At 47.5% G+C, this 26,269-nt stretch carries 24 protein-coding genes; 4 read left to right on the top strand and 20 right to left on the bottom strand.

Translation table 11 applies throughout. The features are described from left to right. Positions 1–64: 64 nt before the first annotated feature. From GVY43_RS09320 to GVY43_RS09330, 3 genes are all read right to left on the bottom strand, one after another. A complete protein-coding gene (locus tag GVY43_RS09320; protein WP_159562993.1) occupies positions 65–1,660 on the bottom strand; it encodes a CTP synthase in 1,596 nt (531 codons plus the stop codon). Between the two features lie 249 nt (positions 1,661–1,909). Continuing rightward, complete coding sequence (rpoE, locus tag GVY43_RS09325) at positions 1,910–2,389, bottom strand: DNA-directed RNA polymerase subunit delta (protein ID WP_074035668.1); 480 nt, start codon at positions 2,387–2,389, stop codon at positions 1,910–1,912. A gap of 80 nt (positions 2,390–2,469) precedes the next feature. Further along, entirely contained in the window at positions 2,470–3,795 is a 1,326-nt protein-coding gene (locus GVY43_RS09330) for a hypothetical protein (protein WP_159562994.1), read from the bottom strand. Positions 3,796–3,965: 170 nt separating this feature from the next. Between GVY43_RS09330 and GVY43_RS09335 the strand changes: the two genes are divergently transcribed. Next, on the top strand, positions 3,966–5,264 hold the full coding sequence (locus GVY43_RS09335; RefSeq protein ID WP_159562995.1) for a globin-coupled sensor protein: 1,299 nt from the start codon (positions 3,966–3,968) through the stop codon (positions 5,262–5,264). 38 nt (positions 5,265–5,302) lie between these two features. Here GVY43_RS09335 and GVY43_RS09340 read toward each other — a convergent pair whose 3' ends face one another. The 8 genes from GVY43_RS09340 to GVY43_RS09375 form a co-directional block, all read right to left on the bottom strand. After that, a complete protein-coding gene (locus GVY43_RS09340) occupies positions 5,303–7,429 on the bottom strand; it encodes a (Fe-S)-binding protein (RefSeq protein WP_159562996.1) in 2,127 nt (708 codons plus the stop codon). Between the two features lie 92 nt (positions 7,430–7,521). Further along, a complete protein-coding gene (locus GVY43_RS09345) occupies positions 7,522–8,238 on the bottom strand; it encodes a hypothetical protein (RefSeq protein ID WP_078147689.1) in 717 nt (238 codons plus the stop codon). 7 nt (positions 8,239–8,245) lie between these two features. Further along, on the bottom strand, positions 8,246–8,764 hold the full coding sequence (locus GVY43_RS09350; protein ID WP_159562997.1) for a GNAT family N-acetyltransferase: 519 nt from the start codon (positions 8,762–8,764) through the stop codon (positions 8,246–8,248). 167 nt (positions 8,765–8,931) lie between these two features. Then, entirely contained in the window at positions 8,932–9,360 is a 429-nt protein-coding gene (locus GVY43_RS09355; RefSeq protein WP_159562998.1) for a hypothetical protein, read from the bottom strand. Continuing rightward, positions 9,357–9,776, bottom strand: a complete 420-nt coding sequence (locus GVY43_RS09360; protein WP_159562999.1) for a DUF1934 domain-containing protein — start codon at positions 9,774–9,776, stop codon at positions 9,357–9,359. Before GVY43_RS09360 ends, GVY43_RS09355 begins: the two co-directional genes overlap by 4 nt. 51 nt (positions 9,777–9,827) lie before the next feature. Beyond that, on the bottom strand, positions 9,828–10,388 hold the full coding sequence (locus GVY43_RS09365; RefSeq protein ID WP_159563000.1) for a GNAT family N-acetyltransferase: 561 nt from the start codon (positions 10,386–10,388) through the stop codon (positions 9,828–9,830). 34 nt (positions 10,389–10,422) lie between these two features. Beyond that, positions 10,423–11,085, bottom strand: a complete 663-nt coding sequence (locus tag GVY43_RS09370) for a Type 1 glutamine amidotransferase-like domain-containing protein (RefSeq protein ID WP_159563001.1) — start codon at positions 11,083–11,085, stop codon at positions 10,423–10,425. A 118-nt stretch (positions 11,086–11,203) separates the two neighbouring features. Continuing rightward, positions 11,204–12,907 carry an alpha-glucosidase gene (locus GVY43_RS09375; RefSeq protein WP_159563002.1) on the bottom strand — a complete coding sequence of 568 codons (1,704 nt, stop codon included), beginning with the start codon at positions 12,905–12,907 and terminating at the stop codon, positions 11,204–11,206. Between the two features lie 213 nt (positions 12,908–13,120). Here GVY43_RS09375 and GVY43_RS09380 point away from each other — a divergent pair, with 213 nt between their 5' ends. Together GVY43_RS09380 and GVY43_RS09385 are read left to right on the top strand one after the other, a co-directional pair. Beyond that, on the top strand, positions 13,121–13,585 hold the full coding sequence (locus tag GVY43_RS09380; protein WP_159563003.1) for a GNAT family N-acetyltransferase: 465 nt from the start codon (positions 13,121–13,123) through the stop codon (positions 13,583–13,585). A gap of 47 nt (positions 13,586–13,632) precedes the next feature. After that, positions 13,633–14,397 (top strand): MerR family transcriptional regulator, encoded by a 765-nt coding sequence (locus tag GVY43_RS09385; protein ID WP_159563004.1) that lies wholly within the window; start codon positions 13,633–13,635, stop codon positions 14,395–14,397. A 9-nt stretch (positions 14,398–14,406) separates the two neighbouring features. Here GVY43_RS09385 and GVY43_RS09390 read toward each other — a convergent pair whose 3' ends face one another. From GVY43_RS09390 to GVY43_RS09425, 8 genes are read right to left on the bottom strand one after another with little or no spacing between them, the layout of a single operon-like run. Further along, positions 14,407–15,057 (bottom strand): hypothetical protein, encoded by a 651-nt coding sequence (locus GVY43_RS09390; RefSeq protein ID WP_159563005.1) that lies wholly within the window; start codon positions 15,055–15,057, stop codon positions 14,407–14,409. Positions 15,058–15,061: 4 nt separating this feature from the next. Then, complete coding sequence (locus GVY43_RS09395; protein WP_159563006.1) at positions 15,062–15,811, bottom strand: hypothetical protein; 750 nt, start codon at positions 15,809–15,811, stop codon at positions 15,062–15,064. Positions 15,812–15,844: 33 nt separating this feature from the next. Next, positions 15,845–16,975, bottom strand: coding sequence for a glycosyltransferase family 4 protein (locus GVY43_RS09400; protein WP_159563007.1), 1,131 nt, complete (start codon positions 16,973–16,975; stop codon positions 15,845–15,847). Continuing rightward, positions 16,963–18,288 carry a nucleotide sugar dehydrogenase gene (locus GVY43_RS09405; protein ID WP_159563008.1) on the bottom strand — a complete coding sequence of 442 codons (1,326 nt, stop codon included), beginning with the start codon at positions 18,286–18,288 and terminating at the stop codon, positions 16,963–16,965. The genes GVY43_RS09400 and GVY43_RS09405 overlap by 13 nt, the downstream gene beginning before the upstream one ends. A 26-nt stretch (positions 18,289–18,314) precedes the next feature. Beyond that, on the bottom strand, positions 18,315–19,667 hold the full coding sequence (locus GVY43_RS09410) for a phenylacetate--CoA ligase family protein (protein ID WP_159563009.1): 1,353 nt from the start codon (positions 19,665–19,667) through the stop codon (positions 18,315–18,317). A gap of 17 nt (positions 19,668–19,684) precedes the next feature. After that, positions 19,685–21,028, bottom strand: a complete 1,344-nt coding sequence (locus GVY43_RS09415) for a phenylacetate--CoA ligase family protein (protein ID WP_031422168.1) — start codon at positions 21,026–21,028, stop codon at positions 19,685–19,687. Continuing rightward, a complete protein-coding gene (locus GVY43_RS09420; RefSeq protein WP_031422166.1) occupies positions 21,028–22,056 on the bottom strand; it encodes an NAD-dependent epimerase in 1,029 nt (342 codons plus the stop codon). Before GVY43_RS09420 ends, GVY43_RS09415 begins: the two co-directional genes overlap by 1 nt. Then, entirely contained in the window at positions 22,053–23,963 is a 1,911-nt protein-coding gene (locus GVY43_RS09425) for a nucleoside-diphosphate sugar epimerase/dehydratase (RefSeq protein ID WP_159563010.1), read from the bottom strand. Before GVY43_RS09425 ends, GVY43_RS09420 begins: the two co-directional genes overlap by 4 nt. A gap of 396 nt (positions 23,964–24,359) precedes the next feature. On the opposite strand from GVY43_RS09425, the gene GVY43_RS09430 reads away from it, so the two are divergent. Beyond that, a complete protein-coding gene (locus tag GVY43_RS09430; RefSeq protein ID WP_012727425.1) occupies positions 24,360–25,112 on the top strand; it encodes a homing endonuclease associated repeat-containing protein in 753 nt (250 codons plus the stop codon). A gap of 56 nt (positions 25,113–25,168) precedes the next feature. On the opposite strand, the gene GVY43_RS09435 is transcribed toward GVY43_RS09430, so the two are convergent. After that, positions 25,169–26,125, bottom strand: a complete 957-nt coding sequence (locus tag GVY43_RS09435; RefSeq protein WP_159563011.1) for a sodium-dependent bicarbonate transport family permease — start codon at positions 26,123–26,125, stop codon at positions 25,169–25,171. Positions 26,126–26,269: the final 144 nt, after the last annotated feature.

Below are 26,269 nucleotides of genomic sequence, written 5' to 3' on the forward strand. Positions count from 1 at the left end.
TTTCCCTCTCATGCTTTTGACGTAGAAAAACCACGGTCCGCAATGGACCGTGGCTTTCAATCACTTATTCTCCAAGTGATGCTTGGATGAAGTCATGGAATAGACGTTGTGGACGTTCTGGACGCGAAATCAATTCTGGGTGGAACTGTGATGCCACGAACCATTTGTGTTCTGGAATCTCAATGATTTCTACGAGACGACCGTCTGGGCTCGTACCTGAGAACTTGAAGCCTTCTGCTTCAAACGCTTCACGGTATTCGTTGTTGAACTCATAACGGTGACGATGACGCTCGTATACGAGTTCTTGATTGTATGCCGCATGCGCTTTCGTCCCTTTTTCGAGTTTACATGGATAAAGTCCAAGACGAAGTGTGCCGCCAAGGTCTTCGATATCTTTTTGCTCTGGAAGAAGGTCGATGATCGGATACGGTGTCGACGGATCGATTTCTGCAGTATGTGCGCCGTCCAACTTCAAGACGTTACGGGCAAACTCGACCGTCGCAAGTTGCATCCCGAGACAGATTCCGAAGAATGGGACGTTGTTTTCACGAGCAAAACGTGTTGCTTCAATCTTCCCTTCGATTCCACGCTCACCGAATCCACCTGGAACGAGGATTCCGTCCGCATCGCCGAGGATGTCTGAGACGTTTTCAGCCGTCACGTCTTCTGCGTTGACCCAGTCGATGTCGATATCCGCGTTGAACGCATAACCCGCATGTTTGAGTGCTTCCGCGACCGAGATATACGCATCACGCAATTCGACATATTTCCCGACGAGTGCGATTTTCACTTTCTTCTCAAGGTGTGTGACCGTGTGGACGAGTTCTTTCCAAGCCGTCATGTCAGCAGCCGGTGAATTGAAACCGAAGTAGTCGTTGACGAGTTGGTCCATTCCTTGTTTTTGAAGGTTGAGCGGTACTTCATAAAGTGTCGATGCGTCTTGCGCCTCGATGACCGCTTCTTTGCGCGTATCACAGAAGAGGGCGATTTTTTCACGCATGTCTTCTGGGATGTCATGCTCCGTACGAAGGACAATGATATCCGGTTGAATTCCGTAGCTGCGAAGCTCTTTGACACTGTGTTGTGTCGGTTTTGTCTTCATCTCACCTGCGGCACGAAGGTAAGGGACGAGTGTACAGTGGACGTACATGACGTTCTCTTTCCCGATGTCATTCTTCACTTGGCGAATCGCTTCGATGAACGGAAGGGACTCGATATCCCCGACTGTTCCACCAATCTCTGTGATGACGACATCGGCGTTCGTCTCGCGTCCTGCACGGAAGACACGGTCTTTGATTTCGTTCGTGATATGCGGAATGACCTGAACCGTCCCACCGTTATAGTCTCCACGACGCTCTTTCTTCAAGACAGTTGAATAAATGCGCCCTGATGTGACGTTCGCGTTTTGCGACAAGTTGATGTCGATAAAGCGCTCATAGTGTCCGAGGTCAAGGTCAGTCTCAGCGCCATCATCTGTGACGAATACTTCTCCGTGTTGATACGGGCTCATCGTACCTGGGTCAATGTTGATGTATGGGTCAAACTTCTGAATCGTGACGTTGAGTCCTCGATTTTTGAGTAGACGCGCGAGCGAAGCTGCCGTGATCCCTTTACCGAGCGAAGATACTACCCCGCCTGTTACGAAAATGTACTTTGTCATGTTTCTTTCTCCTCTCTTGAATACCAACCATCGGGAAACGAAAAAACAAAAAAAGCAAAAGTGCCCCCGAAAATGGAGGACACTTTTGCTGCATCGTTACGTGCTAAACTAGCCCATGACTAATTTACGCCAGAGACGATGCAGTCGTCAAGATATTATTTTTTCTTTTTTTTCAAGTCGATGAACACGACTAAAAAAGAAAAAGAGACACGCCTAGCCGGGCGCGATGCCCGGCTTTTTTGCGGTCTCTTATAAATCATCCTCGTCTTCGATATCGAGGTCGTCGTCCAAGTCATCGTCCTTGAAATCGTCAAGGCCTTCTACTTTTTCTTCTTCGTCCTCATCATCAAATTCAGATGAATCATAGTCTTCAACTTTTGCGAATACATCCAAGTCATCCTCGATATCGACGATGCCTTCGTCTGCTTCTTCGAACTCTTCTTCGAATTCGTCAAGTTCACCACGTTGACGTGCTTCGATGACGAGATCCTCATCCGACTTATCGAATGGGTACCAAACCCGAAGCGCCCAACGGTTTGCTCCTAAGTTGACGAACAACCCGTCGATGTTCAAATCGGTGTAAAGTTGTGCGATTTTTTCGAGCTCTTCCTCTTCACTCGCAAACGTATAGTTTTGCTTGATTTTTTCGCGAATCTCATCAAAAGAAACAGGCTGTTCGCCAGTTTCTTGGAGAAGTTCATAAACGAAATCAATCAACGATTTATTCATTAAAGGACACTCCTTTTCCGTCACTAGTTAAACATCACTCCTCATTATAAACAAAAGCGATATGAAAAAGCTAGGGAAAATTATGATTCATGTATTCTACTCGGACGAACTCGGAACCAGTACAGGCTGATCAATCCAATATTGAAAATCCACGTAAGTCCTAGAACACCGAACATCCATGCTTTTGGAATTTGAAACGATAATTCCTCGTTGACCGTCTGCCCAACGTACAAACCGTACCCTAACAATCCAATCATTAAGAAGGAGTACGCAACGACCATCCCAAACCGCTTCCACAGCTGCAAGAGCAAGGAAGCAAACTCCTTATTTTCCCCATATTGATCAAACAGATACGTATGGCTTACACTCGAGTACATCGTCTGCGTATACCCACTGACAAATAAGACAGGGATGAACGCAAGTGGCTCGATAAATCCTAGGAAAAAGATGAGGGAGGACACGAGTAACACGAGGTATGGGTGACGTGCGAAATCAAATATACGACTAAATAAAATCCAGCCGATGACGCCTACTAAAAATGGGACAAATACATAAAAAATGAGAACTTGAAACGAGTACAAGGCAAGACTGACAAAGACGGCACCAATTAACGTCCAACCACCGAAAAATCCAATCACAAACGACAGCAATTGAACCTGACGGGTGCGACTCGCTCCAATAAAGTCTCGGACGCGCTTTTGGTACAATAACCATCCAACATAAACGAGCAAAATAATCATTAAGCCAAATACTTCGATATAGCCACGCGCCCCTTCTAAAAGACTGAGCAGACGACTAATCAATGTAAAAACGGTGACCGCGATGAAGGCACGGAGAAAAGAACGAGTTTCAAACTGCCAAGTCGCCGATTTTTGAAGCGGTAATTTCCGAACAAAAAGCCATGGTAGAATCAAACTGACCAAAAAGAGAGCGATGGCCAGATTGTATGACTGTGTCAATGCATAAGAGAATATCGCAATCCAACCGACTAACATCAGAACCAACGGCCAGGAGCTCCCTTTATCTTCTTTTGAATCTGGATCAGCAGCTGGTTTCAGTTCGTTTAATTGCGATAAAATCGTCGTCATAATCGACCCGACTCCAATTGATCCAACCCCGACTAAAAAGGCGCTCCATTCAATCGCACGCTCAAACGGGAGAACGAAACAAACGAGACCGACAACGAGTACGACCAAGGCGATTAAAAAAGTATCTTTAGAACCACGGCGTCCAATGACATAAACCCACAATAATAGACCGGACATACTGGCTACATAAAAAATCAAGAATGGAATGAGACGCCCGACACCTTCTTCGACTGCCATAATAGATAAAAATAAGATCTGCGGAAGAATTTGACTACTAAGAGCACTGACAATCGTCAATAGGACAACCATGTTTTTCATGGGACACACTCCTTACATTGAGATTGAATATTCTGTTCCTCAATCATCCTTTCCCAGATCCATTCGTCTGCGAACCTCTTTCATAACACATTTACTTCTCAGTTTCTTCACTCTTTTGCCGATATAGAAGAGAATGACATTTTAGATATGAAAGAGAAGGAGAAATATATATGGCACTTTTTCGTAAAACAACATCCAATCACTTCGTCGCCACTTCCGGTTTTCCTGAAATCCAGACAATCGCTAAACCAGCTGACTCAAGCTTGAATGGTCGCACTCACTACATGGGATACACGACCTCTCAAGTAAAACGACTGCAAGATATGGCTCCACTCGTCGAGTCAGTACTTGACGATGTACTTGAAAACGTACTCGACCACTTGATGCTGCAACCGGAAATGGTACAGATTGCGAACGCATCATCCACAAGAGAACGATTAAAAAAGGTATTCGCCGATTATTTCCGCAGCCTACTAACAGGGAACATCGATGATAAATTCTTGGCAATGCGGAAACGAATGGGACAGACGCACCACCACTTCGCCGTGCCTGTCGTCTGGTTCTTGGCGACGTACTCGGCATTTAATACGTTGCTCATCCCAAAAGTGGTTGAAACGTATCAACACGATCCTGCCCTCTTAAGTGAGTCCCTCTTAGCGTTGTCACACGCGATGAATTTAGACGCACAAATCGTCACCGAACAATACGTCAACGCCCGCCTCGATGAAATCGAGTCTGCGAACCAAGCTCGTGCGTCCCTGTTGAGTGACGTGACACGCGTCAGCACAGAAGTGGCGACTACGATGGAACAAACCGGACACGCCATGTCTGAAACGAGCAATCGTGCTCACCAAGTCCTTGCGGAAACGGAGCAAACGGAAAAAATGAGTCGTCATTTGATGAAGTTGACGCACACGAACGGAAATCAAATCGAACAGATGGAAGTAGAGTTCAAACAGTCGGCCACCTACGTCGATACTTCGCTCGATCGAATTACCGCCCTAAAAGAAGGTTCACAGGATATTGTCAGCATGACCAAGAGCATCGAACAAATTGCTAACCAAACGAACTTACTCGCCTTAAACGCTTCGATTGAAGCGGCTCGCGCAGGAGAACACGGAAAAGGGTTCGCCGTCGTCGCCACCGAGGTACGCACACTTGCGGAGAACGCAAAACAACTGAGCAGTCAAATCAACGCGCTCATTCATGAAAATGAGACGAACATCGCGGCCCTCCTCGAGCAAATGGGGCAAATGCATCGGACGAACGATGAAGCGATGCGCCAACTAAGCACCGTCAAAGCTGGTTTTTCGACCGTTCAGGAAGAAATGGGCCAATACGTTCTTTCTTTCGAACGAAACAAACAAGACCTCGGACAGATGGTCGAGACCATTTCATCGATCAACGAGACGACGCAAGGGTTATCTCACTTGACCTCTTCCCTTCTATCCACCTCTGAGATGCAGTAAACAAACAAGGCACGGTCCGCGGACCGTGCCTTCATGTATTATTGGACAACTGGTTCTGGTATCTCGATGGCCTTCAGCGAGCGATCGAGCAATTCGACGACATCGAACGTGCCGACGGTCTCATCGACTTCCTTCGCTTTTGTTCCATCAGATAACATCGTCAAACAGTACGGACATGCCGAACCGATAACAGTCGGTTTCGTCTCAAGCAACTGTTCTGTCCGAGCCACGTTGACACGTGTCCCGACTTTTTCTTCCTGCCACATGAGACCACCACCGGCTCCACAACACATACCGTTTTCACGGTTACGCGTCGCTTCGACGAGTTCGACACCCGGTATGCGTTCTAAGACGAATCGTGGTGCATCGTAAATGCCGTTATAACGACCAAGGTAACAAGAGTCGTGATAGACGACACGTTCGTTCACGTGAAGGTCTGGCTGAATCCGACCTGTGTCAAGTAACTCCGCGAGCAACTCCGTATGATGATACACCTTCACATCAGTCAAACCGAAGTCCGGATACTCATTTTTGAACGTATTGTACGCGTGCGGGTCGACCGTGACGATTTTCGTCACCCCATACTTCTCAAATAGTTTAATGTTCGCTTCGGCGAGTTCTTGGAACAGCAACTCGTTTCCGATTCGGCGTGGTGTATCCCCTGAGTTTTTCTCTTCATTTCCGAGAATGGCGAATGAGACGCCCGCCTTGTTCAAGACGCTCGCAAAGCTCTGCGCGACTTTTTGGCTACGGCTATCGTAAGACCCCATCGCGCCGACCCAGAAGAGATACTCGAATTCCTCGCCTGCTTTTTTCTTCTCTTTCGCCGTCGGGATGACGAGCTCTGTATCCTTACGCCAGTTCTCGCGTTCTTTCCGGTTCATTCCCCACGGGTTTCCTTGACGCTCGATATTGGCGACCGTACGCTGTGCCTCAGGGTCCATCTTCCCTTCCATCATGACGAGGTAACGACGAAGGTCAATGATTTTATCGACGTGTTCGTTCATGACCGGACACTGGTCTTCACAGTTACGGCAAGTCGTACAAGCCCAAATTTCTTCTTCCGTGATGACGTTGCCGATCAACTCGTCTGCGACGAGCATATGGCCGTCTTGCGCAGCTGCTGCGATTTCAGCACCTTGCGTGTTTTGGAACATGAGGGCAGGTGCCCACGGTGATTTTCTCGTGACCGCCGCGCCTTTCATATTCATATGGTCACGAAGTTTGACGATTAAGTCCATCGGCGACAACATCTTCCCAGTTCCTGTTGCCGGACAAACATTCGTACAACGCCCGCACTCGACACAGGCATACAAGTCGACGAGCTGCTTCTGGTTGAAGTCTTCAATCTTGTTGACCCCGAAGACAATCTCTTCATCCGACTCTTCCGCTTCTTCCATCGCTGAAAAATCAACAGGTGCCAAGCGACCGACTTTGTGCGTGCGACCGAGCCATACGTTGAGCGTTCCGGCAATCAAGTGTGCGTGTTTTCCTTGTGGGATGTAGACCATGAAGCTGAGCAAGAATAAAAGGTGCATCCACCAAAAGACGACGAATAAAGCGAAAGCGACAGAGCCCGGTACCCAAGCAAACGCTGAGCCGATGAGCGTCGCGACCGGTTCGCCCCACATTGGAAGCTCTTCTTTATAGACGAGGTAAAACCCGTTCCCGAACAATACGGAAACCATCAACCCGCCGATGAAGATGAGGGCAAGACCTGCTAAAAAGTTTCGTTTCAAGCGCACGAGCTTCTCGACGTAACGACGGTAGAATCCCCAAACGACCGCAACGAGAATCATGAGCATGACGATTTCTTGCATGAACGTAAAGATTGGATAAAGCGGACCGAGCGGGATATGCGGGAAACGTGTTCCCACCGCTAGTCCTTTCCAAATAAAATCAATCGCCCCGAATTGGACGAGGATGAAGCCATAAAACATCATGACGTGAATTGCGCCACTCTTCTTATCTTTCAACAATTTCTTTTGACCGAACACGTTGATCATGACCTGTTCGAGTCGTTCTTTGTTCGTTTGGCTCCATTCTGCCTTCTTCCCGAGCTTGATGAACGTATAACGCTGATGAACTAGCGTAGCAAATAAATATACACCATAGCCGAGGACGAGCAAGAATAGAATCCAGTTGACGATTAAAAATGTAGACATCCCCAAAACTCCCCCTTTTGAAAACGGATTCAATCTTGAATTCAGTATATCAAATGATGAATGAACAGTCATTCATTTTTGTGAAGTTCTCATCAGAAGTTTAGAAGATGTTTCAATATGAGCAATAATCCCCCATAGCTGCACACGGCCAATACGAACGTGCGGAAGTGCAAATTTCGGTCGGATGGCAGTTCAAACTTCACGATATTGAGAATCATCGCCCCGGCCACGAAGGCAAAACAGAGCGCTTCGACGTGCGCCGCCAAGTCAATCCAGCGTGAAAAGAACCCACCAAGTAAAATCCCACCACTCAACAAATAGCGTCCTTGTCGCATGTAACGTTCACCATAATGACGATTTAAGTCATGCCCGAGCGCTAAAAAGTGGACACCGAGCGCTGTCGCATAGAAACTTCTCGCAACGAACGTCACCGAGTCGGCTGTCACCACGTACGCCGAGAAGGTCATATAGGCCGTGAGGAGTGTCACCTGTAACCAATACGAAACGGCCCGGTCGACCGCCTCATCTTGAAAGTGAGGGGTACGAACGAACCGCATGGTGCCGTAAAACAACGTGAAACCGATGAGACTGACGATGTAGATTTCTGAAGGTAACGCCAAATTCAACCAATCGACACGAAGCGTGTCCTGGCGTTTGTTCAGGGACGGTAAAAGATACATGAAGAAGTACGTGATGGCGATGCCGCTCGAGAAAGAGAACCATTTTTTCGAAGGAACGGTCTCTTCCCGGAACAAATAGATGCCGAAGAAGTTAATCAGCGCCAAATAGATAATGATCCAGTTCGCCATCTCGTCCTCACCCTTTCAAGTCAATCCAAAACCGCTCGACGACTGTCCCGTCTTCTTCCGTATACGGTGTGTCCGCAATGCCACCATTGTTTAAAATGACTTGACGGGAAGCTATATTTGTCCGGTTACACGTGATGAGTGCCCGCTCGATTCCAAGTTCTTTCACTTTCTCAAGCGCAAGTTGCAGTTGGATTGTGGCGAGTCCACGCCCGCGTGCGCTCGGTTTCACCCCATACCCGACATGCCCGCCAATCTTCAAGAGCGATTCGTTCAGCTCATGACGAATGTTCGTCGCGCCAAGAAGCTCCTCCCCGTCCGTGAGCCAATACGTTGTGCTCGGGACCCAACCTTTCTCTATATGTTCACGTAACTCTTTCTGACGTAACGTGTTGACATATGCCTCGAAGTCGGTCGTTTCACGGTCCACTGAAGTCGGGACGATTCGCTCATCACGTTCGTACCATTCTTGTAAAAATGCGAGAATCTGTTCTTTTTGTTCGACAGATGTTTTGATTAGTCTTAACATCACATTTCCCCCTTTAACCATTTCCATTCGCGTTCTCTGTTTGATTTCCTTGTTCCTTCATCTTAGAGAAGATACCTTCGAAATAAAATGGACGTTCTCGTCGAAGTGTGTCCCCTTTCAGGCATGAAAAAAAGTGCCATCCTGTTCAGATGACACTTTTGACATGCTTACTCTTCGAGTCCGAGCCGTTGTGGCATATGTGGCGCGAGTTGTCTCGCTTCTTCCAACCGACCTGCTTCGACGAGCGTATGGAAATGTAAAAACTGTTCATGCGATGCATCACTGATGGCTGCCAAATAATCGACGTACCGATCGTAGACCGCTTTGTCTTCTGACCGCGCCTCAATAAGTGCGATGTACAGGCGAACGGTGTCTTCCCCGTAAAGGAGCGGGAACTCATCGTTCAGTTGAAGCAATTTATCGATTGAATCGATATCGACTCCGTTTTCTTGGTCATAATGCATGATGACTTGTTCAGCATGGTCTTCAAGGCGACCGCGCCACTCTTCATACTCTTCTTCATTCGTTTCGAGCATCTCGAACCAGTCTTCGTTCAACATCTCTTCAATCTTATTTACGCGTTCTGTGAAGTTCATACGCTCTCTCCTCCTTCAAATGTCCATGTGACATGTACTTCGTATATACCCACGTTTTCTTCATTCATGGATAATTCATATACGAACGTACATGACTCTTCAGACACATCGAGTCGCGATGTCGTCGTCGCCATCGTCATCGACATATAGGCATTCTTATATAAGCTTTGCGTGAAGCGACCTTCGATGAAGGAATGGTTCATCTCGATCGGTCCTTTGCAGATGAGCGCCAATCGTTCCGGCGTGTACTTGATTGTCGTCGGGACCGTTCCGTCCTCTTGTTGTTGGTCAAACATTAAAATAAAGCCAGTCTTCAATGGATAGTATACGCCGTCAGCCGATAGTTCGATCGGCTCCGGAATGTCACTCATCCGAGTTGTTTGCTGGACACGCACGCGAAGTGGTTCAATCGCCATGCTCATCCCCCTTTCCGTCAACTCATCGTACCATATGTGGTAGGAGTCGTTCTATCGACGGTGCTTCGTTTTCACATAGACGAGATGGTCTACCCACTCATCATTCTCAAAAATAAATCCTTCTCTCGTGCACTCGTACGACATGCCGACACGCTCTGCGAGACGAACGGATGCCTCATTGTCGAGATTGATGTGTGCCTCGATCCGTTGAAAATTTAAGTCGTCAAAGGCGATGCGCATCGCTAAATCGACCGCCTCTGTGCCATATCCGTTTTGCCAATGTTGGTTATGGATGGTATACCCGACCCGACCCCAATGAAATCCATCTCGCGCCAATGTCGAGAAATCCACCATGCCGAGATGTATCCCATCTTCAAGCCGGAAAATCCCAAAGACATGCGCACGGTCTTCATGTGCGAGTGATTGGTGTGTGTCGACTAGCTGACCGAACCAAACGGACGTACAGTCGCTCATATCTAATTTTCCCGGGTCATATACATGTTGTGAAACGAGACGATTTGTAAAGCCGCTTAACCATGTGTCATAATCTCGTTTCTCTAACGGTCGTACGATGATTCGATTTGTTTTTCGATGATACGTAAATGGATTCAATCTCTCCTGTCTCCTCCCTATTACTTTTATACAGTCAGAAAAACTTCTTCCACTTTCCTTCCGAAATCACATCGATCTTCCCTTCGTTTACACGAATCGCGGTCTCGTCGTCAATCGCATAGGCCGGCGACTGTAATGTCTCCGCCCATTCTGCAGCATCTCGTGACGTGTTCTCCGGTAACATTTCGTGGTCGAGATGAGGAAAAATCGAGAAGTCGACAAACCCTAATGTATCATCACTCTGCTCGTCGGATGCGCGCCATCCGACAAACGCTTCTCCAATTCGTGGTGTCATCACCATGCTACCTGCACTCAATCCGACGTAGACGCCTTTCCAGGACGGGAGCAGCGAGGCTACCCCGGACTGTTTCATCCAATGGTAGAGAAAGAGCGGATCGCCCCCATTCACCAATAATACGTCTGCCTTATCAAACGCCGGTCTCCACACCGACTCATCGATACTCGGGAGTGCGCTCAGTTCAAGCACCCCAACCGACTTCCAGCCCAACTCACACATCGGCGTCGAGAAATCTCCGTTGAAAAAGTTCCATGCGTGTTTCGTTCCCCCGTTCAACGCATAAATGGCTGTTGGGATACAGAGTGCATTACACTCTTCAATCGGCTTGCCCAATAATTCCAAAAGTGCCTGCTTGATGCTCTCGTTTTTAACGCCAGCGGACGTCAATAGTAGTTTCATTTGTTTCCCTCCTTATTGAATCTCTTCTAAAGCATTCTCATCATCCCCGTGCATCCCCTTTATTCATATTAAAAAGACCGTAGTCGACTTCTCGCCTACGGTCTTCAAACATGAAAGATTAGCTAATTTTATACACGCGACCTTCGAACGGTTTCAAGTGAAGGAGCGATGATTCCGCATCGCCTTCAACCGGCATGTTGCTCAAGACGACATCTTGCGCACGAAGTGTCTGATCCATATCAAACATCGTCTCTTTCGCCGTCAAGTTCGTGACGACGAGGTACTGCGTGTCACCGAGCGTACGCGTATACGCATAGACTTCCGGGTGTTCCGGCAAGACGACATCATACGCCCCGTAAACAAACGTCTCATTATCTTTACGAAGTTGAATCATCTCTTTATAGAAGTTAAAGATTGAGTCCTCATCTTCAAGCTGTGATTCGACGTTGATATCCGTATAGTTCGGGTTGATGCCGACCCATGGCTGCTCTGCGAACGTGAATCCGGCGTTCGGGGCATCACTCCACTGCATCGGTGTACGCGTGTTGTCGCGTGACGAGTTCCACGTGATGCGCATCATCTCGTCATGACTCTTCCCTTGCTCGACGCCGATATAGTAGCGGTTGCGTGTCGCGATGTCATCATATTGATCGATCGAATCGAATTTGACGTTCGTCATCCCGATCTCTTGACCTTGATAGATAAACGGCGTCCCTTGCATGAGGAAGTACATCATCGCAATCGACTTCGCGCTTTCTTTCCAGTAACGCTCATCGTCTCCCCATTTCGAGACCGTACGCGTCTGGTCATGGTTTTCGACGTAAAGGGCGTTCCATCCATCGGCCTCAAGTCCTTTTTGCCATTTCGTCAACACGTTCTTCAAGTGAACGACATCGAGTTTCGAATCGGCATCTTCACTCCAAAGGTCCATGTGTTCGAATTGGAAGACCATGTTCATCTTCCCTTCCTTTTCACCGACCCATAGATGGGCATCGTCAGGTGAGACGCCATTCGCTTCACCGACCGTCATGATGTCATGTTTATTGAACGTCTCGTCACGAAGCTCTTCTAAATAGTCGTGAATTCCGTCCACGTTCATGTGCATCTCGAACGACGGTACAAAGTCGAGGTCGTTCGGGTTTGGCAAGTCGGCGAACGTCGGATTCTTGCGAATATGGCTGATTGCATCGACACGGAATCCGTCGATCCCTTTTTCGAGCCACCAGTTGATCATATCGTATACCGCTGTACGCATCTCAGGATTTTCCCAATTGAGGTCCGGCTGTTTCTTCGAGAAGACATGCAAGTAGTATTGCTCCGTCGTTTCATCGAATTCCCAAGCCGAGCCACCAAAGATCGATTCCCAGTTATTCGGCTTCGACCCGTCCGGTTTTCCGTCGCGCCAGATATACCAGTCGCGCTTCGGATTGTCTTTTGAGCTCTTCGATTCAATGAACCAAGGGTGCTCATCCGACGTATGGTTGACGACGAGGTCGAGCAACAGCTTCATACCGCGCTGATGCACTTCGTCCAATAAGCGGTCGAAGTCTTCCATCGTACCGAACTCGTCCATGATATCTTGATAGTCACTAATGTCATAACCGTTATCATCGTTTGGCGATTTATACATCGGGCAAATCCAGATAACATCAATACCGAGGTCTTTCAAATAGTCGAGCTTATCAATGATTCCTTGAATGTCTCCAATTCCGTCCCCGTTCGCGTCATAAAAGCTACGCGGATAAATTTGATAGGCGACGGCTTCTTTCCACCAGTTGCGTTTAAGCGTTTGTGTTTGTTGTTCTCGTTGTAAAAGTTGCATGTGATCTAGATACTCCTTATCCCAAAACTCACTGCTCATCATTTATACTTATCTTATTCGTGCTGTGAACTTTATATCATTAGCGCAATCGTTTGCACGATGCAATAAATTTATCTTACCAAAAAACATTCGATGATACAAAGATGTTTCATCAGCATACTCAACGTGTACCCTACACGATTTTGAAAAGAAATGAAAGCGAGGTGCTTCATCATGTTTCGATTTGCCACAATGGAGGATTTTTCAGCAGTCGATCAATTGATTTTAAAGAAAGCAAAAGAGTTCCAAGTAGCCGGAAAGTCGCAATGGGTCAAATATTTAGAGCCGAGTCGTTCCGACTATGTCCGTCACGATTTGACGAACGGGACGGTGTTTGTCTACGAACGAGATCAGCAAGTCGTCGGTGCCGTCAGCCTGATTCCTCCGACTGACTGGGACCATAATCTATGGGACGACCCGGACGGTGCCGTCTACTTGCATCGACTCGTCACGGACTCGAGTGCAAAAGGTGAACGCATCGGGGAACGTTTGATGCAGCATGCCTTAGCAAACACGTCTTCGACCATTCGATTGGACTGTGTTGCCGACAACGCCTTCTTAAATAACTACTATCCTCGGTTCGGTTTCCACTATATCGGCGAACGAAATGGATTCTCACTGTTTGAAAAACAGGCTTGACCTTGACGTGACGTCAACCTTTACGCTTTGACTAAGGAGGTGAAGGGATGTATTCGATTCAACAACTTGCGTCACTCGCTGGAACGACACCGCGAACGCTTCGACATTATGACGCAATCGGTCTTCTCGTTGCGAACCGTGACGCCAACGGCTATCGGCGTTATTCTTCGCGCGATGCGGAACGGTTGCAACTCATCTTACTCTATCGCACGCTCGATGTTCCTCTCGATCAAATCGGAGAATTGCTTGATTCAACGACGTTCAACCGGATTGATGTGTTGAGTGGACATATCGAGGCGTTGCGACAGAAAGCAGCCTATTTCGCTCAGCTTGCCGAGACGGCAGAAGTGACCCTCACCTCACTCAAAGGAGGGATTCCAATGGATGACAAGTCATTATTTGATGGATTATCTTATGAGGAGATTCAAGCTCACGAGGCGAAACATCAAGAGGAAGTGCAGGAACGTTGGGGAGAGACTTCAGCTTACAAGACAGCACAAGAACGTGCGCAGAAGCGATCGAAAGCGGACTGGGAACGCATCAATCAAATGCAACTCGATTTGATTGCGCCACTCGTTGATTTATTTCGTTCACAAATCGCAATCGATGACGACCGAGTTCAATCGATTGTGAAAGACAATCATCTGTTCATCGACACACACTTTTACGACTGTTCACTCGATATGTTCAGTGGACTCGGACAGATGTATGTGACGGATGAACGATTCACCGCATTTTATGATCGCTTCGAGCCGGGGCTCGCTGCGTATTATAACGAGGCCATCCAATGCTATTGTATCGCTAACAGTTAAGTCCAAGCCTCAGGCTTGGACTTTTTTTCGTCGCTCGGTGTCTTCTTGCGGTCCTATTTGAAGATGTTTTTGTAACATCGGGAGACTCATCGCCAAATAAATATAAGGGAAGGTCGAGAAGTTGTCCGTTCCACCTGTATAGATTACTTCACTCGTTAGTGGGGTCCATCCTTTCTTCGTCCACTGGCAAAGTCGAACTTCTTTTCTCGATGTGTGGTTATGGAATCCCCAATATGCTTCTCGTTGTCCCACTGCCATCGATGGGGTGATGGTTAAGATGGGACAGTTCATTTCTTGTAACAATCGTTCGTTCATTTCCGCAACTTCGTACATGATGATGACGTCCGGTTGCAGGTGTCGAATCGTATGTTCCGCTTTTTTATCTTGTAAGGAAACGACACGCGTCATACGCTGTTCCGGAATCGGATCGTCACAGAAAGCATACCGCGACTGCAACTCCGCGATTCGTTCTCGACTGAACCGCCGCATCATGGGAGTCAGGAAGGAAATGTACGATTGTGTCAGAAGTTCTTTCCACGTGTTGACATGAGTCGGTGTCGGACCATCTTCCATGATCACATGTGTGACGCCTAAATCCCGTATCGCTTGATAGACAAGTGTTGAACTCCAGTGGTCGCCCGTGCAGAGTAAAACTCGCATTTTCTCATCTCCCTCCACTTTGGTTTGCGGTTTGACGCATCTCTCGGACCGCCACATCAAATGAACCAAACATTTGTTGAATGTCTTTTAATGTCGGACGATTGCCCTTTTCTTTTTGCCACACTTCATAACCCCATGGTGAGAGAGCGGTCAAATGTTCATCTGCCTCGTGTAGCGCATCCATCATTTGCTTCTCCGTGAACAGCTCTCGCGTTGAGATGCCAATCTCGTCTAACGCTTGGGACCAAGACCCGAAACGCCTCACCACTTTCGTGATACTCGGACGTTGGTTCTGCTTGGCCCATTTGGCATAAGCGGTCGACGTCAATGGATGAAGCTCTTCATTGGCATCAAGTAACGATTGGATGATTTCACATTTTTGATCGAACGAGATGATACTCTTCAAATTCGCCTCAATCAGTGCCACTTTCCACGATCCGAACTGAATGACGACCTCTGTCAACGTCGGTGCATCATTGGTCATGGCCCACTTTCGATAATCGGCACTATTGAATGAATCATGCTCTTTCGCCGCTTCACGAAGCATTTGAATCATTTCCTTCTTTGTGAATCGTGACGTTTGCTGTTCCAACCCAGCCAAACGCAGTACATTCGACCATGATCCGTACATTTCCAATAATTCCACCACGGTTGCCCCGCCGTGAATCTTTTGCCATTTCTGATACATGTAGATGGTGAGGCGACCGTCCGAAGAAGCCTCTTGTAAGTGATCAATCAGTTGTTGCTTTCCCATGTCGCCTCCCCCTTACGTGATTGACGTATCGGTTCATCCCACTTCACGGCTACTAATTTGTGCGAACAGGTGAAGTTGACGACTTAAAATTTTCGTTTCATCAAATTTTTCTTCGACCACTTCGCGACCACGTTGCCCGAATGAATAACACTGTTCAGGATGTTCAATGAACCAGCGCATCGCCAAGGTCAGTGCCTCAGGTCGACCGACCGGAACGAGAAAGCCGGTTTCCCCATCCGTGACTTCTTCTCGACAGCCACGGATATCGGTAGCGATGACAGGTAATCCGGACGCCATGGCTTCAAGAATAGAGCGTGGCAATCCTTCACGATAAGAGGGGAGTAAAAAGACGTCGTGTGCTGCAAATAAAGAGGGGGTATCCCGAACGAATCCGGCGTAATGAATCTGTGGATTTTTGGCTAAATGCGCCTCGACTTGTTTCGCCGTCTCTTGATCACGTTCACTCGTCATCAACTCTCCAGCAATCGTCAACGTCGCGTTCGGATAGCGTTTCGTCAGTTCATCGAACGCCTGAAGTAAATCTAGGATTCCTTTTTCTTGAACGAGCCTTCCGACAAACAAGAACTTTAAATGTTCTGGGGAAATGTGTTTCTCTGTCGGATAAAATCGATTTAAATCAATCCCGTTTCCGAGATGCATCAATCGTTCGTCCTCTTTGAAATGTCTTGTTTTAGCGAGTGAGTAATCTTCCTCGCTTTGGAGCAACAACCAATCGGTCGCTAATGCCGCGAGTGATTTCTCTAACCAGAAGACGAGTTCGTATGCGATTCGACCCATTCGTTCGTGGAAGTAAAATCCATGTGCGGTATAGAGAATATGTGGTGTCCTGGCAATGCGGGCCGCAACTCTTCCTAACGCTGCGGCCACCGGGGTGTGGACGTGAATGGCATCATATTTTTCGCGGCGCAATAACCTCACCAACTCTTGAATGGTCTGTAGATTACGCTTCGGGCTAAACTTTCGATCGATTGGCAACGTATGAATGACCCATCCTTCGTCCCGAAGACGATCCGTCCGATCACCGTAAGCACACGCGACGTCGACTTCGTGTCCTTCCGCCTTCAGCGACTCAATGAGAGGACGTAGCAACACATCCGCTGTCATATCGACAGCGCAGAACTGGAGAATCTTTAAAGGCGCCATAAGTGCACCTCCTCCGGCTTCATCGCGCGATCGAGCATGCCTTTCAAGTCAATGACGATGCCACGACCTAACTTCAGCTGGCGTTTCGCAATCGTCCAACCCTCTTGAACGAATTCATCGTGAGACACGGCATAGATGACGACATCTGCTGGTTTTAAGTCACAGTATGATTTGACGTCGATTCCATACTCTCGTCGTACCTCTTCCGGATCGACGAGCGGGTCACACACTTGCACTTCTAAGCCGAACTCCTCGACCTCTCGAATCAAGGAAGCCACTTTCGAATTTCGGATATCACTGACATTCTCTTTGAAGGACATCCCGAGGACCGTCACGCGCGATCCGAGAATGGCCATGTTTTGACTAATCATCGTTTTTATCAATGATGTGGCGACGAAACGTCCCATCGTCTCGTTGATTCGACGACCTGCTAAAATCACTTCCGGATGATAACCGAGCATTTCAGACTTCATCGTCAAATAGAATGGGTCGACGCCGATACAATGTCCACCGACTAGACCTGGCCGGAAGTTTAGGAAGTTCCATTTCGTCCCGGCAGCCTCTAACACCTCGAGCGTATCGATGTTCATGCGATCGAAGATGATGGCCAATTCATTCATCAACGCGATGTTCAAATCGCGCTGTGTATTCTCGATCACTTTGGCCGCCTCAGCCACTTTAATCGAGGAAGCGCGATGAACGCCGGCATCGACTACCGTCTCATAAACAGCCGCTACCACATCGAGTGTTTCTTCATCCTCGGCAGCTACGACTTTTTTGATTGTGCGGAATGTATGCTCACGGTCGCCCGGATTGATTCGTTCTGGAGAGTAGCCGACTTTAAAATCAATCCCGGCCCGGAGACCCGATGTTTTTTCAAGTAATGGGATACACTCTTCCTCTGTCAGTCCCGGATAGACCGTAGATTCGTATACGACAATCGTACCTGGTCGCAAATGCGCTCCAACAGCACGAGTCGCGCTACAAATCGGTCCTAGATCTGGTTGATTTTGATCATTGATGGGTGTTGGCACAGCCACGATAATGAAATCCGCCTCTTCAAGTTTGGCGACATCCGTCGTATATAAGACCGCTGCTTGCTCAAGGTCTACTGATTCAACTTCTCGCGTGCTGTCGAGATGAAGGGTAAGCTCATTGATACGCGCTTCATTGATGTCTACTCCGATGACGTCTCCTACGCCACCTAGCGCAACAGCGACAGGGAGTCCGACATATCCTAGTCCGACTACAGCTACGTGACGATTGGCAATGGTTTTTCGTGTTGTACGTGATTCTGAGATGAGTTTATCCATGTCCATCTGCCTCCTGAGATTCGGAATTATGCGGTTTTATCAATCACAATGACTTTTCCATTCGGTCCCCGAGGAATTGATTGCACGGGGGTCAACGTAATCACGACCTCTTTACCGAACAGTAGTTCCAACTCGCTCCTCATAATCTCTTCATGTTCTGGCTTGAAGCGTTCCAGATCCGGGACGTATTTTAGTTCGATATGATACAAATCATGTTGCCGATATTGCGTTTGGATGACCGAGTTGGGTAACACTCGGACAACGGTCGTCAAATCCCCTTCATAGATTTTTTGTTTGTTTGGAGTGAGTACATAATTGCTTTCGCGTCCCTCAATGGAAGTGACGAACGTTCCTCCCTGTCCACAAGCACATGTCCCCTCTCCAATTTTCATCCGATCGCCAACCCGGTAACGAACGAGCGGTGTCCCATGGGTCGTAAAACTCGTCACTAAAATTTCTTCGTGATCCCCATACGACTCGATCACGCCTGTTTCGTGGTGGAGATGCATATTCCCATGGGTACATTCTGTTAAAATCGGTGCCCCCTCAGAAGACGCGTACTGATCAAAGACCGGGGCATTAAACGCCTCTTCTAAGATGGCTCTTCCTTGAGGCGTAATCGTTTCGGCTGTCGGAAAAATAGCCATTAATTGAAATTCAAGTGGGATCTGATTCTCTTTGATGTATTTTGCGATTTCAATCATGGCAGACGGTGCACTGTCTAATACAATTGGTTTGAATCGATTTAATGCGTCGATGTAATGAGGGATAGTCTGAGGATTGACATGATAGAGCGAGAACAGCATCTGATTGAGCGGTCGATTGTAGCGCCAAAATACAGGTTTTTCTTGATTCGGATTACAAATTTTCCGTCCTGTGAAACTCGCTCGTTTCATTCCTCTGATAAACCCGTGTTGCGCTTTGAAAAAGTCAACGTGGGCCATACGTCTTTGATAGTCTTCTTTCGTGAAATGGACTTGCAAGGACGTCCCTGTCGTTCCACCGGTTCGACCAAGAATGTCTGTTTTGATGTTAGAATGGATGTCCGGATTTTTCCTAACTGTTTCTTTTTCGAGGATCGGGATGCGCTTCAACTCTTCCATCGATTGAAGGGGAAGAACAATCTCGTTTTCTTCAAACAGTTTTTGATAATATGCATTGTGCATCGCACAAAATTCGAGAAACGCATTGAGTCGCTTCAATTGATCGGCTGCGACGACTGCCCCATCTTTGGGACGATTGGCTAAAACGACTAACTCACGCTCATATGTGCGTCCGTACCGTTCTTGCCATAGTTTCATTCCATACAATGTCGTCATCCATTGTTGTAATCGAATCGGTGATTTCATGTATAAATCACGAAGCGCAAACCCTGCCATGGTGTAGTCTCCTCTCGCTAAGTGTAGAGTCGTTTCACGACTCGGACTTTTCCGTTCTTTTCTTTCTTGATGCTTTTCACATCTCGTAAAAGAACTTTCATTCGTGAAGTAAACAGACGCTCGACTTCTTTTTGGAGCGCGACTTCATGTTCAGGCTCAAATCGTGCTTCATCCTTCACGTACAGCATCTCAATTTCGTCTATTTTGTGTTGCAACACTTGAATCTGAATAATAGAGTTCGGCAGCACGCCGACCGCTGCGGTCAAATCTCCTTCAAACACCTTATAGCCTTCCGGCGTCTCAACATAGTTCATTTGACGACCATCGATTGACTCGATAATGGTGTCCTGTCGTCCACATGGACACATCGCTTCACTGAGGGTCATCCGATCGCCAATGCGGTAGCGAATCAGCGGTGTTCCGTGCGTCGTGAAACTGGTGACGAGCGCCTCTCCAAATGCATCCGTCTCGATGATTCCCATCTCAGGACGTAAGTGCATCTTCCCGCACTCACACTCCGTAACGATAGGAGCCCCTTCCGAAGAAGCATATTGATCGTAAACCGGCGCTTGGAACATCTCTTCTAACAACAAGCGTCCGGATGGTGTGAGCGTCTCCGAGGTTGGAAATAAAGCCACCGGTCGGAACGATAACGTCTTTTGATGGGTTTTCAAATATTTTGCGATTTCAATCATATCGGAAGGTGAACCGTCGAGTGCGGCCGGTTGAAATTCGTTCAACGAATCGATGTAGTGTGGAATCGTCGTCGGATTCGAATGCACGACCGAGTAGAGCATTTGCTTCATCGGGGCATTGTACCGCCAATACACCGCATTTTTTTGATTACCTGGACAAATCATCCGTCCTGTAAAACTAGCTCGCTTCATCCCACGGCGAAAACCATGTTGTTCTTTAAAAAAATCGAGATGCGCCATTCGCATTTGATAATCGTATTCGGTGAAACGAACCTGAATCGATTTACCTGTCGTCCCGCCCGTCATGCCGATGATCGGGGCATGAAGGTTAGAAAAGATGGTCTCATCCGTTCGAAGCGTCTCTTTCTCTAAAGGAGGGATCCGTTTAAAGTCTTCTAAGCTCTTTAAGGGTAAGGTAACCCCGTGTTTTTTGAAGAGTCGTTGATAGTACACGTTGTGTTGATTACAAAACTGTAGGAATTGATTCAAATGATTGAGTTTTGCATCAGGTGACGCTTCATTTGGAGCACGTCTCAGTCGCTCCAATTCCTGCTCATAGTACTGACCGTATCGCTCCCGATATAACTTGATTCCATATAAGGAAACCAGCCAATTTTGGAGGCGAATCGGTGAGTGTGCATAAATCCGATCCTGTAAAATCCCCATTACTCGATGCCCTCCTTCAACACTTGATGATAGGCGATGTACCAGTCGATAAACGCGTTTACGCCATCGCGAATCGACGTCTGTGGTTGAAAGTCAATCGATTCATATAAAGAGGAGGAATCGGCAAAACTCGCGGGTACATCTCCCGCCTGAAGTGGTAACAAGCGGAGGATGGCCTTTTTCCCGACTCGCTCTTCGATCGTCCGAATAAAGTCCATCAAAGATACCGGTTGCTGATTTCCAATGTTATAGACACGAAACGGAACGTCACTCCGGTCAGGTAGAGGATGTTCATAGTCAAACTCCTCATCTGCCAACGGTGCGATATCCATAAGTCGGACAATCGACTCGATGATGTCGTCGATGTATGTGAAATCTCGTTCCATCTCACCATAGTTGTATACATCGATTGGTTCGCCTTTTAAAATCGCCTCCGTAAATTTGTAAAGTGCCATATCGGGACGCCCCCATGGCCCATAGACGCTAAAGAATCGCAACCCCGTCGTTTTTAGACCGAACAAATGGCTGTACGTATGAGCCATCAACTCATTCGCCTTCTTCGAAGCCGCATACAAGGATAGCGGATGATCGACCGGGTGTTGTTCGGAAAATGGCATCGCCTGATTTGATCCGTAAACCGAGCTAGATGAGGCATAAATCAATTGCTCTACTGGATAGAAGCGACAAGCCTCCAAGATGTTCAAGAAACCAACGATATTGGATTGAATATAAGCATCTGGATTTTCTAGACTGTAGCGTACACCGGCCTGAGCCGCCAAATTGACCACGACTTGGGGTTGGTTTTTTTCGAAGACACGTGTGATTGCCATCTTATTTTCGAGGGCATCACGATAGAGTTTGAAACGAGGATGCGTCAACACATGAAGTCTTGATTCTTTTAATCTCGGATCGTAATAATCATTGACCACATCGATCCCGATGACATGATGTCCTTCTTTTAGCAACCGTCGAGCTAGATGAAAACCAATGAACCCAGCCACTCCGGTCACGAGAACTGTTTTTTTCATAACGACTTCCTCCTTTGCGTTGACTCGTTGACTCGCATGCGTACCGGTTCGATTTGTGGCGCAAAAATACTTTCCATCACTTCTTCTGGCAGTTCGTTGTTTGCGACAAACAACAAGAAAGAAGTGAGTCCATTCGATTGATCGAGTAGATATTCAATCGTTTTCAAAATCGGATCAACCGATTTAAAGGGTCTTGTACAACCGACGAAAATCTTTTCATATACTTGATTCGTATGTTCGCTCGTTGCGAGCAGTTCTTCGAACAGCTTCTCACCAGGACGAATGCCACTGAAATGAATCGGGATTTGTTCGAGGGTGAAACCGCTCAGTGTAATCATCCGTTTCGCCAAGTCCACAATTTTGACGGGATTCCCCATATCTAGTACGAACACTTCGCCCCCATTTGCGCGCACGCTCGCTTGAATGACGAGGCGACTCGCTTCCGGGATGGTCATAAAGTATCGGGTCATCTCTGGATGCGTCACCGTAATCGGTCCGCCCCGTTGAATTTGTTCTTTAAAGAGCGGAACGACGGAGCCACGACTTCCTAAGACGTTGCCGAAACGAACGACCGAGAATGTCGTTTCGCTGTGGCGAGCCTGCTGTTGGACGATCATTTCTGCTACTCGTTTCGTGGCACCCATCACGTTCGTCGGATTGACCGCCTTATCCGTAGAGATCATGACGAACCGCTTCACTTCAAAGAAATCGGCGGCTTCGACCATATTCTTCGTTCCGTAAATATTGTTTTTCACTGCCTCTCTCGGATTGTCTTCCATGAGCGGAACGTGCTTGTGAGCTGCCGCATGATAGACAACGTCCGGACGATACTGATCAAACACTTCCGTCACCCGCGCCCGGTCTTGGACGTCACCGATGACGGGACAAATCTCTGTATCAGACCCGAGTAAGCGGAGTTCGCGATCGATTGCATATATGCTATTCTCGCCATGTCCAAACAGGATCAGTTTGCCTGGATTGAATTTCATCAATTGACGACAAAGCTCTGAGCCAATCGACCCTCCCGCACCCGAGATGAAAATGGTCAATCCACTCAACGTCTGAGAGATCTCCGAAACGTCGAGCTGAACCGGTTCACGGCCGAGCAAGTCTTCAATGGCCACTTCACGAATCTCATTTAATGACACCTTTCCGGATGCGAGTTCCGCAAGCATTGGCAGTGCATGGGATTCGACGCCTGTCTTCTCGATTCGTTTCAAAAGTTGGACCCGATCTCCGTAAGGAAGGGAAGGAATGGCCAACACAACCACTTCGATATTCAGCTCTTCAATTTTGCGTTCTAATAAATCGATTGAACCGATGACCGGTGTCCCGTGAATGTAGAGACGGTGAAGCAATGGATTATCATCCAACACCCCGACCACATGCAGCACATTCGTTCGATGCTCTTTCAGTTCTTTAATGATTTTTTGACCCGATTCCCCACCACCGATAACCAAGGTAGCTTTTCCATTCGACACCGGTGCGTGAAATCGGAAAAACGATCGTGTTCTAGCGACGAGTCGGATAAATAACATTCCGTTAAATGCGAGTAAGCTTTGAATAAAAATTGCTTGATAGGAAAAGCCATCCAATAATACGTATGATGCGAATAAGACGAACGTGTCACTCATGACCAACACAATCGCCAGCAATTGCAATTCACGCATCGATCCGTATCGCCAGTCGATTCGGTATACCCGAGTCACCCATCCTAAAATGAGAAGAACGAGCGTCTTCAATCCGAGGATCGTGATCAAATCTAGCGGGTCCGATGTTACCGTCGGATCATTTGCAAAGAATAGGTCAAACGTCACGAAAATCGCGAGCCCTGCAATCGTGATATCGAGTAACATCAAGAGCGCATTTTTTCGATCAATGGGAGACCGAACAGTTGGAGTACTCATCCTTTCACCACCTTCCATCCCAATCAGCTTCGAGTTGATGCTAGATAAGTACCCGTTCAAGATTCACAATCCAAAAGAAAAGAATAGCTTTTTGATACGAATGACATTTCGTCATGAAACGGTTTAACAAATGTGTAATGAGTTTTTACTTTCTTTTGTGAATATTTTTAATTTATATGGGTATTATGGGAAGTAGAAGGTAGGACATTTGGATTATTTTCACTTTGAGATTTTGCGAATGTCGCATTCTCCCAAAGTAGTCAATCGATTCAGGTTCCTCCCTTTTCATATCTCGTCACCGGACACATATTCTAGCTTTCCTTCAGGACCACCATTGTTTAACCACACCATGACCTTTGAAGCCACGACTTGCTTCTGAAAAGGAGAGACATCACGATGAAACGATGGACAGAGCAACAGATCCTCTCATGCCTAAGACAAGCAGCGAATGAACTTGAAGAATTTGACACAAAACAGTACACACTATGGGCCCGAAACAAAGACGTCCCCTCCCTATCGACCGTGATTTACAAATTTGGTTCTTGGCGGGAAGCCGTTCAAGCGGCGGAGATTAAGATGTTGTATCGTTATTATTCAGATGAAGATATTTTGACCGCACTGATTGAGGCCTCAGAAGAACTTGAACTCTTCACGAGCCAAACGTATCGTGCCTGGGCAAAAATCTCGCAAGCCCCTTCTTTGACGCTGATCAGCAGCCGGTTCGGTTCGTGGTCGAATGCGTTACGTGAAGCCAAGCTTCAAACGACAACGGTACGGAACAATGAAGAACGGATCATTCAAGCCTTGATTGAAGCCTCCGAAAAGTTAGAGCGTCTCACGTCCCAACATTACGCCGTTTGGGCACAGGAAAAAGGCTATCCGACGGTAGCGACAATCGCTCGCAAATACGGATCATGGAGCTATGCGCTATTTGTCTTGGATATCGCTCCTCCGAAACGTAAATGGGATGAGGAAGATGTCATTGATGCCTTGCAGTTAGCCAAAACAGAGCTACCACATTTTAGTATCCTCCACTACCGGAAATGGGCCGAAGGTCGAAATGTTCCAAGTACATCGACAATCAATGCCTTATTCGGAAGCTGGACGGCTGCTTTAAAATGTATGGAGGAACAAAAAGTAAAACAGTAATCCATACAGATGAACTCATACAAAAAGCGCCGACTCTTTTCGAGTCGACGCTTTTTTCATGTGACGATCGCAATGTATAGCGGGATTCCAACTAACAGGTTGAACGGGAACGTGACAGCTAGCGAAAGGGTCAAATAAAATGATGGTTTCGCTTCTGGGACCGAGGCTTGTAACATGGCGGGAGCGGCGATATACGACCCACTCGCTGCGAGTGTCATCAAGAGGATCGTTCCGCCGTCAGATAAATTGGCAATCCCCGCTGCAATAAAGCCGACAAGTGCTCCGACTAACGGAAACACCATCCCCATCATCATAAATTTTAGTCCATATGACGGTACCGTTTTCAACTGCTGTCCGACTTTCATTCCTAGACCTAGTAAGAATAAGAGTAAAACGCCCGGGAACAAGTCGACGAAAAATGGTTTGAGCGGTGTGGCGTCTGGTGTCACCAGTCCAACAATCAGACCTGCAAACATCAAGAGGATACTTTTCGAGAACAAACTCTCCCGCAACACCGATAGAGAGTTCGCCTTCCCTGACGTAGCCGTGATTCCCATCACGTGTGTCTGATTATACAGCAGTAACGCCACAATCAGGCCGGGAATTTCAAGGACGACGACTAGTGTTGTCATGAACGGCTCGTACGCAATCCCGAGACGCTCGAGCTGTGTCGATGCTGCTACATAGGTGACGAGTGACACCGAGCCGAACGTCGCAGCCATGGCAATTCGCTCAGGGAATGAGAATTTGAACATTCCTCCGACATAGAATGCGAGAAGAGGTAGCAAAATCCCAATCAACAGCGTCACGGTCAGCGGTAATGCGATGTCTTCAAAAGATACCGAGGCGAGTCCCATACCTCCCTTCAGTCCGATAGCAAGCAGTAAGTAAATATTGAGCGTCGTACTCAATGAATCCGGGATCTTTAAGTTTGATTTTCCGACTGCGGCGATAACGCCCGTCACAAACAGTAGTACCGGGGCGCTCGTCAATAAAAATAAAAACAATTCCATACATCTTCCTCCTTGGCGACAAAAAAGCGCACACCTAAAGAAGGCGTGCGCTGTATGCCGACAGCTCGAATAATCGATCCGTCAGGCCGACAACTGTCGGTTTATTGAATTGGTCAGTAGCTCCGTCATAAGATTTCGAAAGCA

Origin of the sequence: Exiguobacterium sp. 8H, from assembly GCF_902506255.1 — a bacterium.
Taxonomy (GTDB): Bacteria; Bacillota; Bacilli; order Exiguobacteriales; family Exiguobacteriaceae; genus Exiguobacterium; species Exiguobacterium profundum.

Bases quoted from the DNA above. Each gene is read 5' to 3' on its own strand.
- GVY43_RS09320 (WP_159562993.1), bottom strand. From the start codon at position 1,660: ATGACAAAGTACATTTTCGTAACAGGCGGGGTAGTATCTTCGCTCGGT.
- rpoE (WP_074035668.1), bottom strand. From the start codon at position 2,389: ATGAATAAATCGTTGATTGATTTCGTTTATGAACTTCTCCAAGAAACT.
- GVY43_RS09330 (WP_159562994.1), bottom strand. From the start codon at position 3,795: ATGAAAAACATGGTTGTCCTATTGACGATTGTCAGTGCTCTTAGTAGT.
- GVY43_RS09335 (WP_159562995.1), top strand. From the start codon at position 3,966: ATGGCACTTTTTCGTAAAACAACATCCAATCACTTCGTCGCCACTTCC.
- GVY43_RS09340 (WP_159562996.1), bottom strand. From the start codon at position 7,429: ATGTCTACATTTTTAATCGTCAACTGGATTCTATTCTTGCTCGTCCTC.
- GVY43_RS09345 (WP_078147689.1), bottom strand. From the start codon at position 8,238: ATGGCGAACTGGATCATTATCTATTTGGCGCTGATTAACTTCTTCGGC.
- GVY43_RS09350 (WP_159562997.1), bottom strand. From the start codon at position 8,764: ATGTTAAGACTAATCAAAACATCTGTCGAACAAAAAGAACAGATTCTC.
- GVY43_RS09355 (WP_159562998.1), bottom strand. From the start codon at position 9,360: ATGAACTTCACAGAACGCGTAAATAAGATTGAAGAGATGTTGAACGAA.
- GVY43_RS09360 (WP_159562999.1), bottom strand. From the start codon at position 9,776: ATGGCGATTGAACCACTTCGCGTGCGTGTCCAGCAAACAACTCGGATG.
- GVY43_RS09370 (WP_159563001.1), bottom strand. From the start codon at position 11,085: ATGAAACTACTATTGACGTCCGCTGGCGTTAAAAACGAGAGCATCAAG.
- GVY43_RS09375 (WP_159563002.1), bottom strand. From the start codon at position 12,907: ATGCAACTTTTACAACGAGAACAACAAACACAAACGCTTAAACGCAAC.
- GVY43_RS09380 (WP_159563003.1), top strand. From the start codon at position 13,121: ATGTTTCGATTTGCCACAATGGAGGATTTTTCAGCAGTCGATCAATTG.
- GVY43_RS09385 (WP_159563004.1), top strand. From the start codon at position 13,633: ATGTATTCGATTCAACAACTTGCGTCACTCGCTGGAACGACACCGCGA.
- GVY43_RS09390 (WP_159563005.1), bottom strand. From the start codon at position 15,057: ATGCGAGTTTTACTCTGCACGGGCGACCACTGGAGTTCAACACTTGTC.
- GVY43_RS09395 (WP_159563006.1), bottom strand. From the start codon at position 15,811: ATGGGAAAGCAACAACTGATTGATCACTTACAAGAGGCTTCTTCGGAC.
- GVY43_RS09400 (WP_159563007.1), bottom strand. From the start codon at position 16,975: ATGGCGCCTTTAAAGATTCTCCAGTTCTGCGCTGTCGATATGACAGCG.
- GVY43_RS09405 (WP_159563008.1), bottom strand. From the start codon at position 18,288: ATGGATAAACTCATCTCAGAATCACGTACAACACGAAAAACCATTGCC.
- GVY43_RS09410 (WP_159563009.1), bottom strand. From the start codon at position 19,667: ATGGCAGGGTTTGCGCTTCGTGATTTATACATGAAATCACCGATTCGA.
- GVY43_RS09415 (WP_031422168.1), bottom strand. From the start codon at position 21,028: ATGGGGATTTTACAGGATCGGATTTATGCACACTCACCGATTCGCCTC.
- GVY43_RS09420 (WP_031422166.1), bottom strand. From the start codon at position 22,056: ATGAAAAAAACAGTTCTCGTGACCGGAGTGGCTGGGTTCATTGGTTTT.
- GVY43_RS09425 (WP_159563010.1), bottom strand. From the start codon at position 23,963: ATGAGTACTCCAACTGTTCGGTCTCCCATTGATCGAAAAAATGCGCTC.
- GVY43_RS09430 (WP_012727425.1), top strand. From the start codon at position 24,360: ATGAAACGATGGACAGAGCAACAGATCCTCTCATGCCTAAGACAAGCA.
- GVY43_RS09435 (WP_159563011.1), bottom strand. From the start codon at position 26,125: ATGGAATTGTTTTTATTTTTATTGACGAGCGCCCCGGTACTACTGTTT.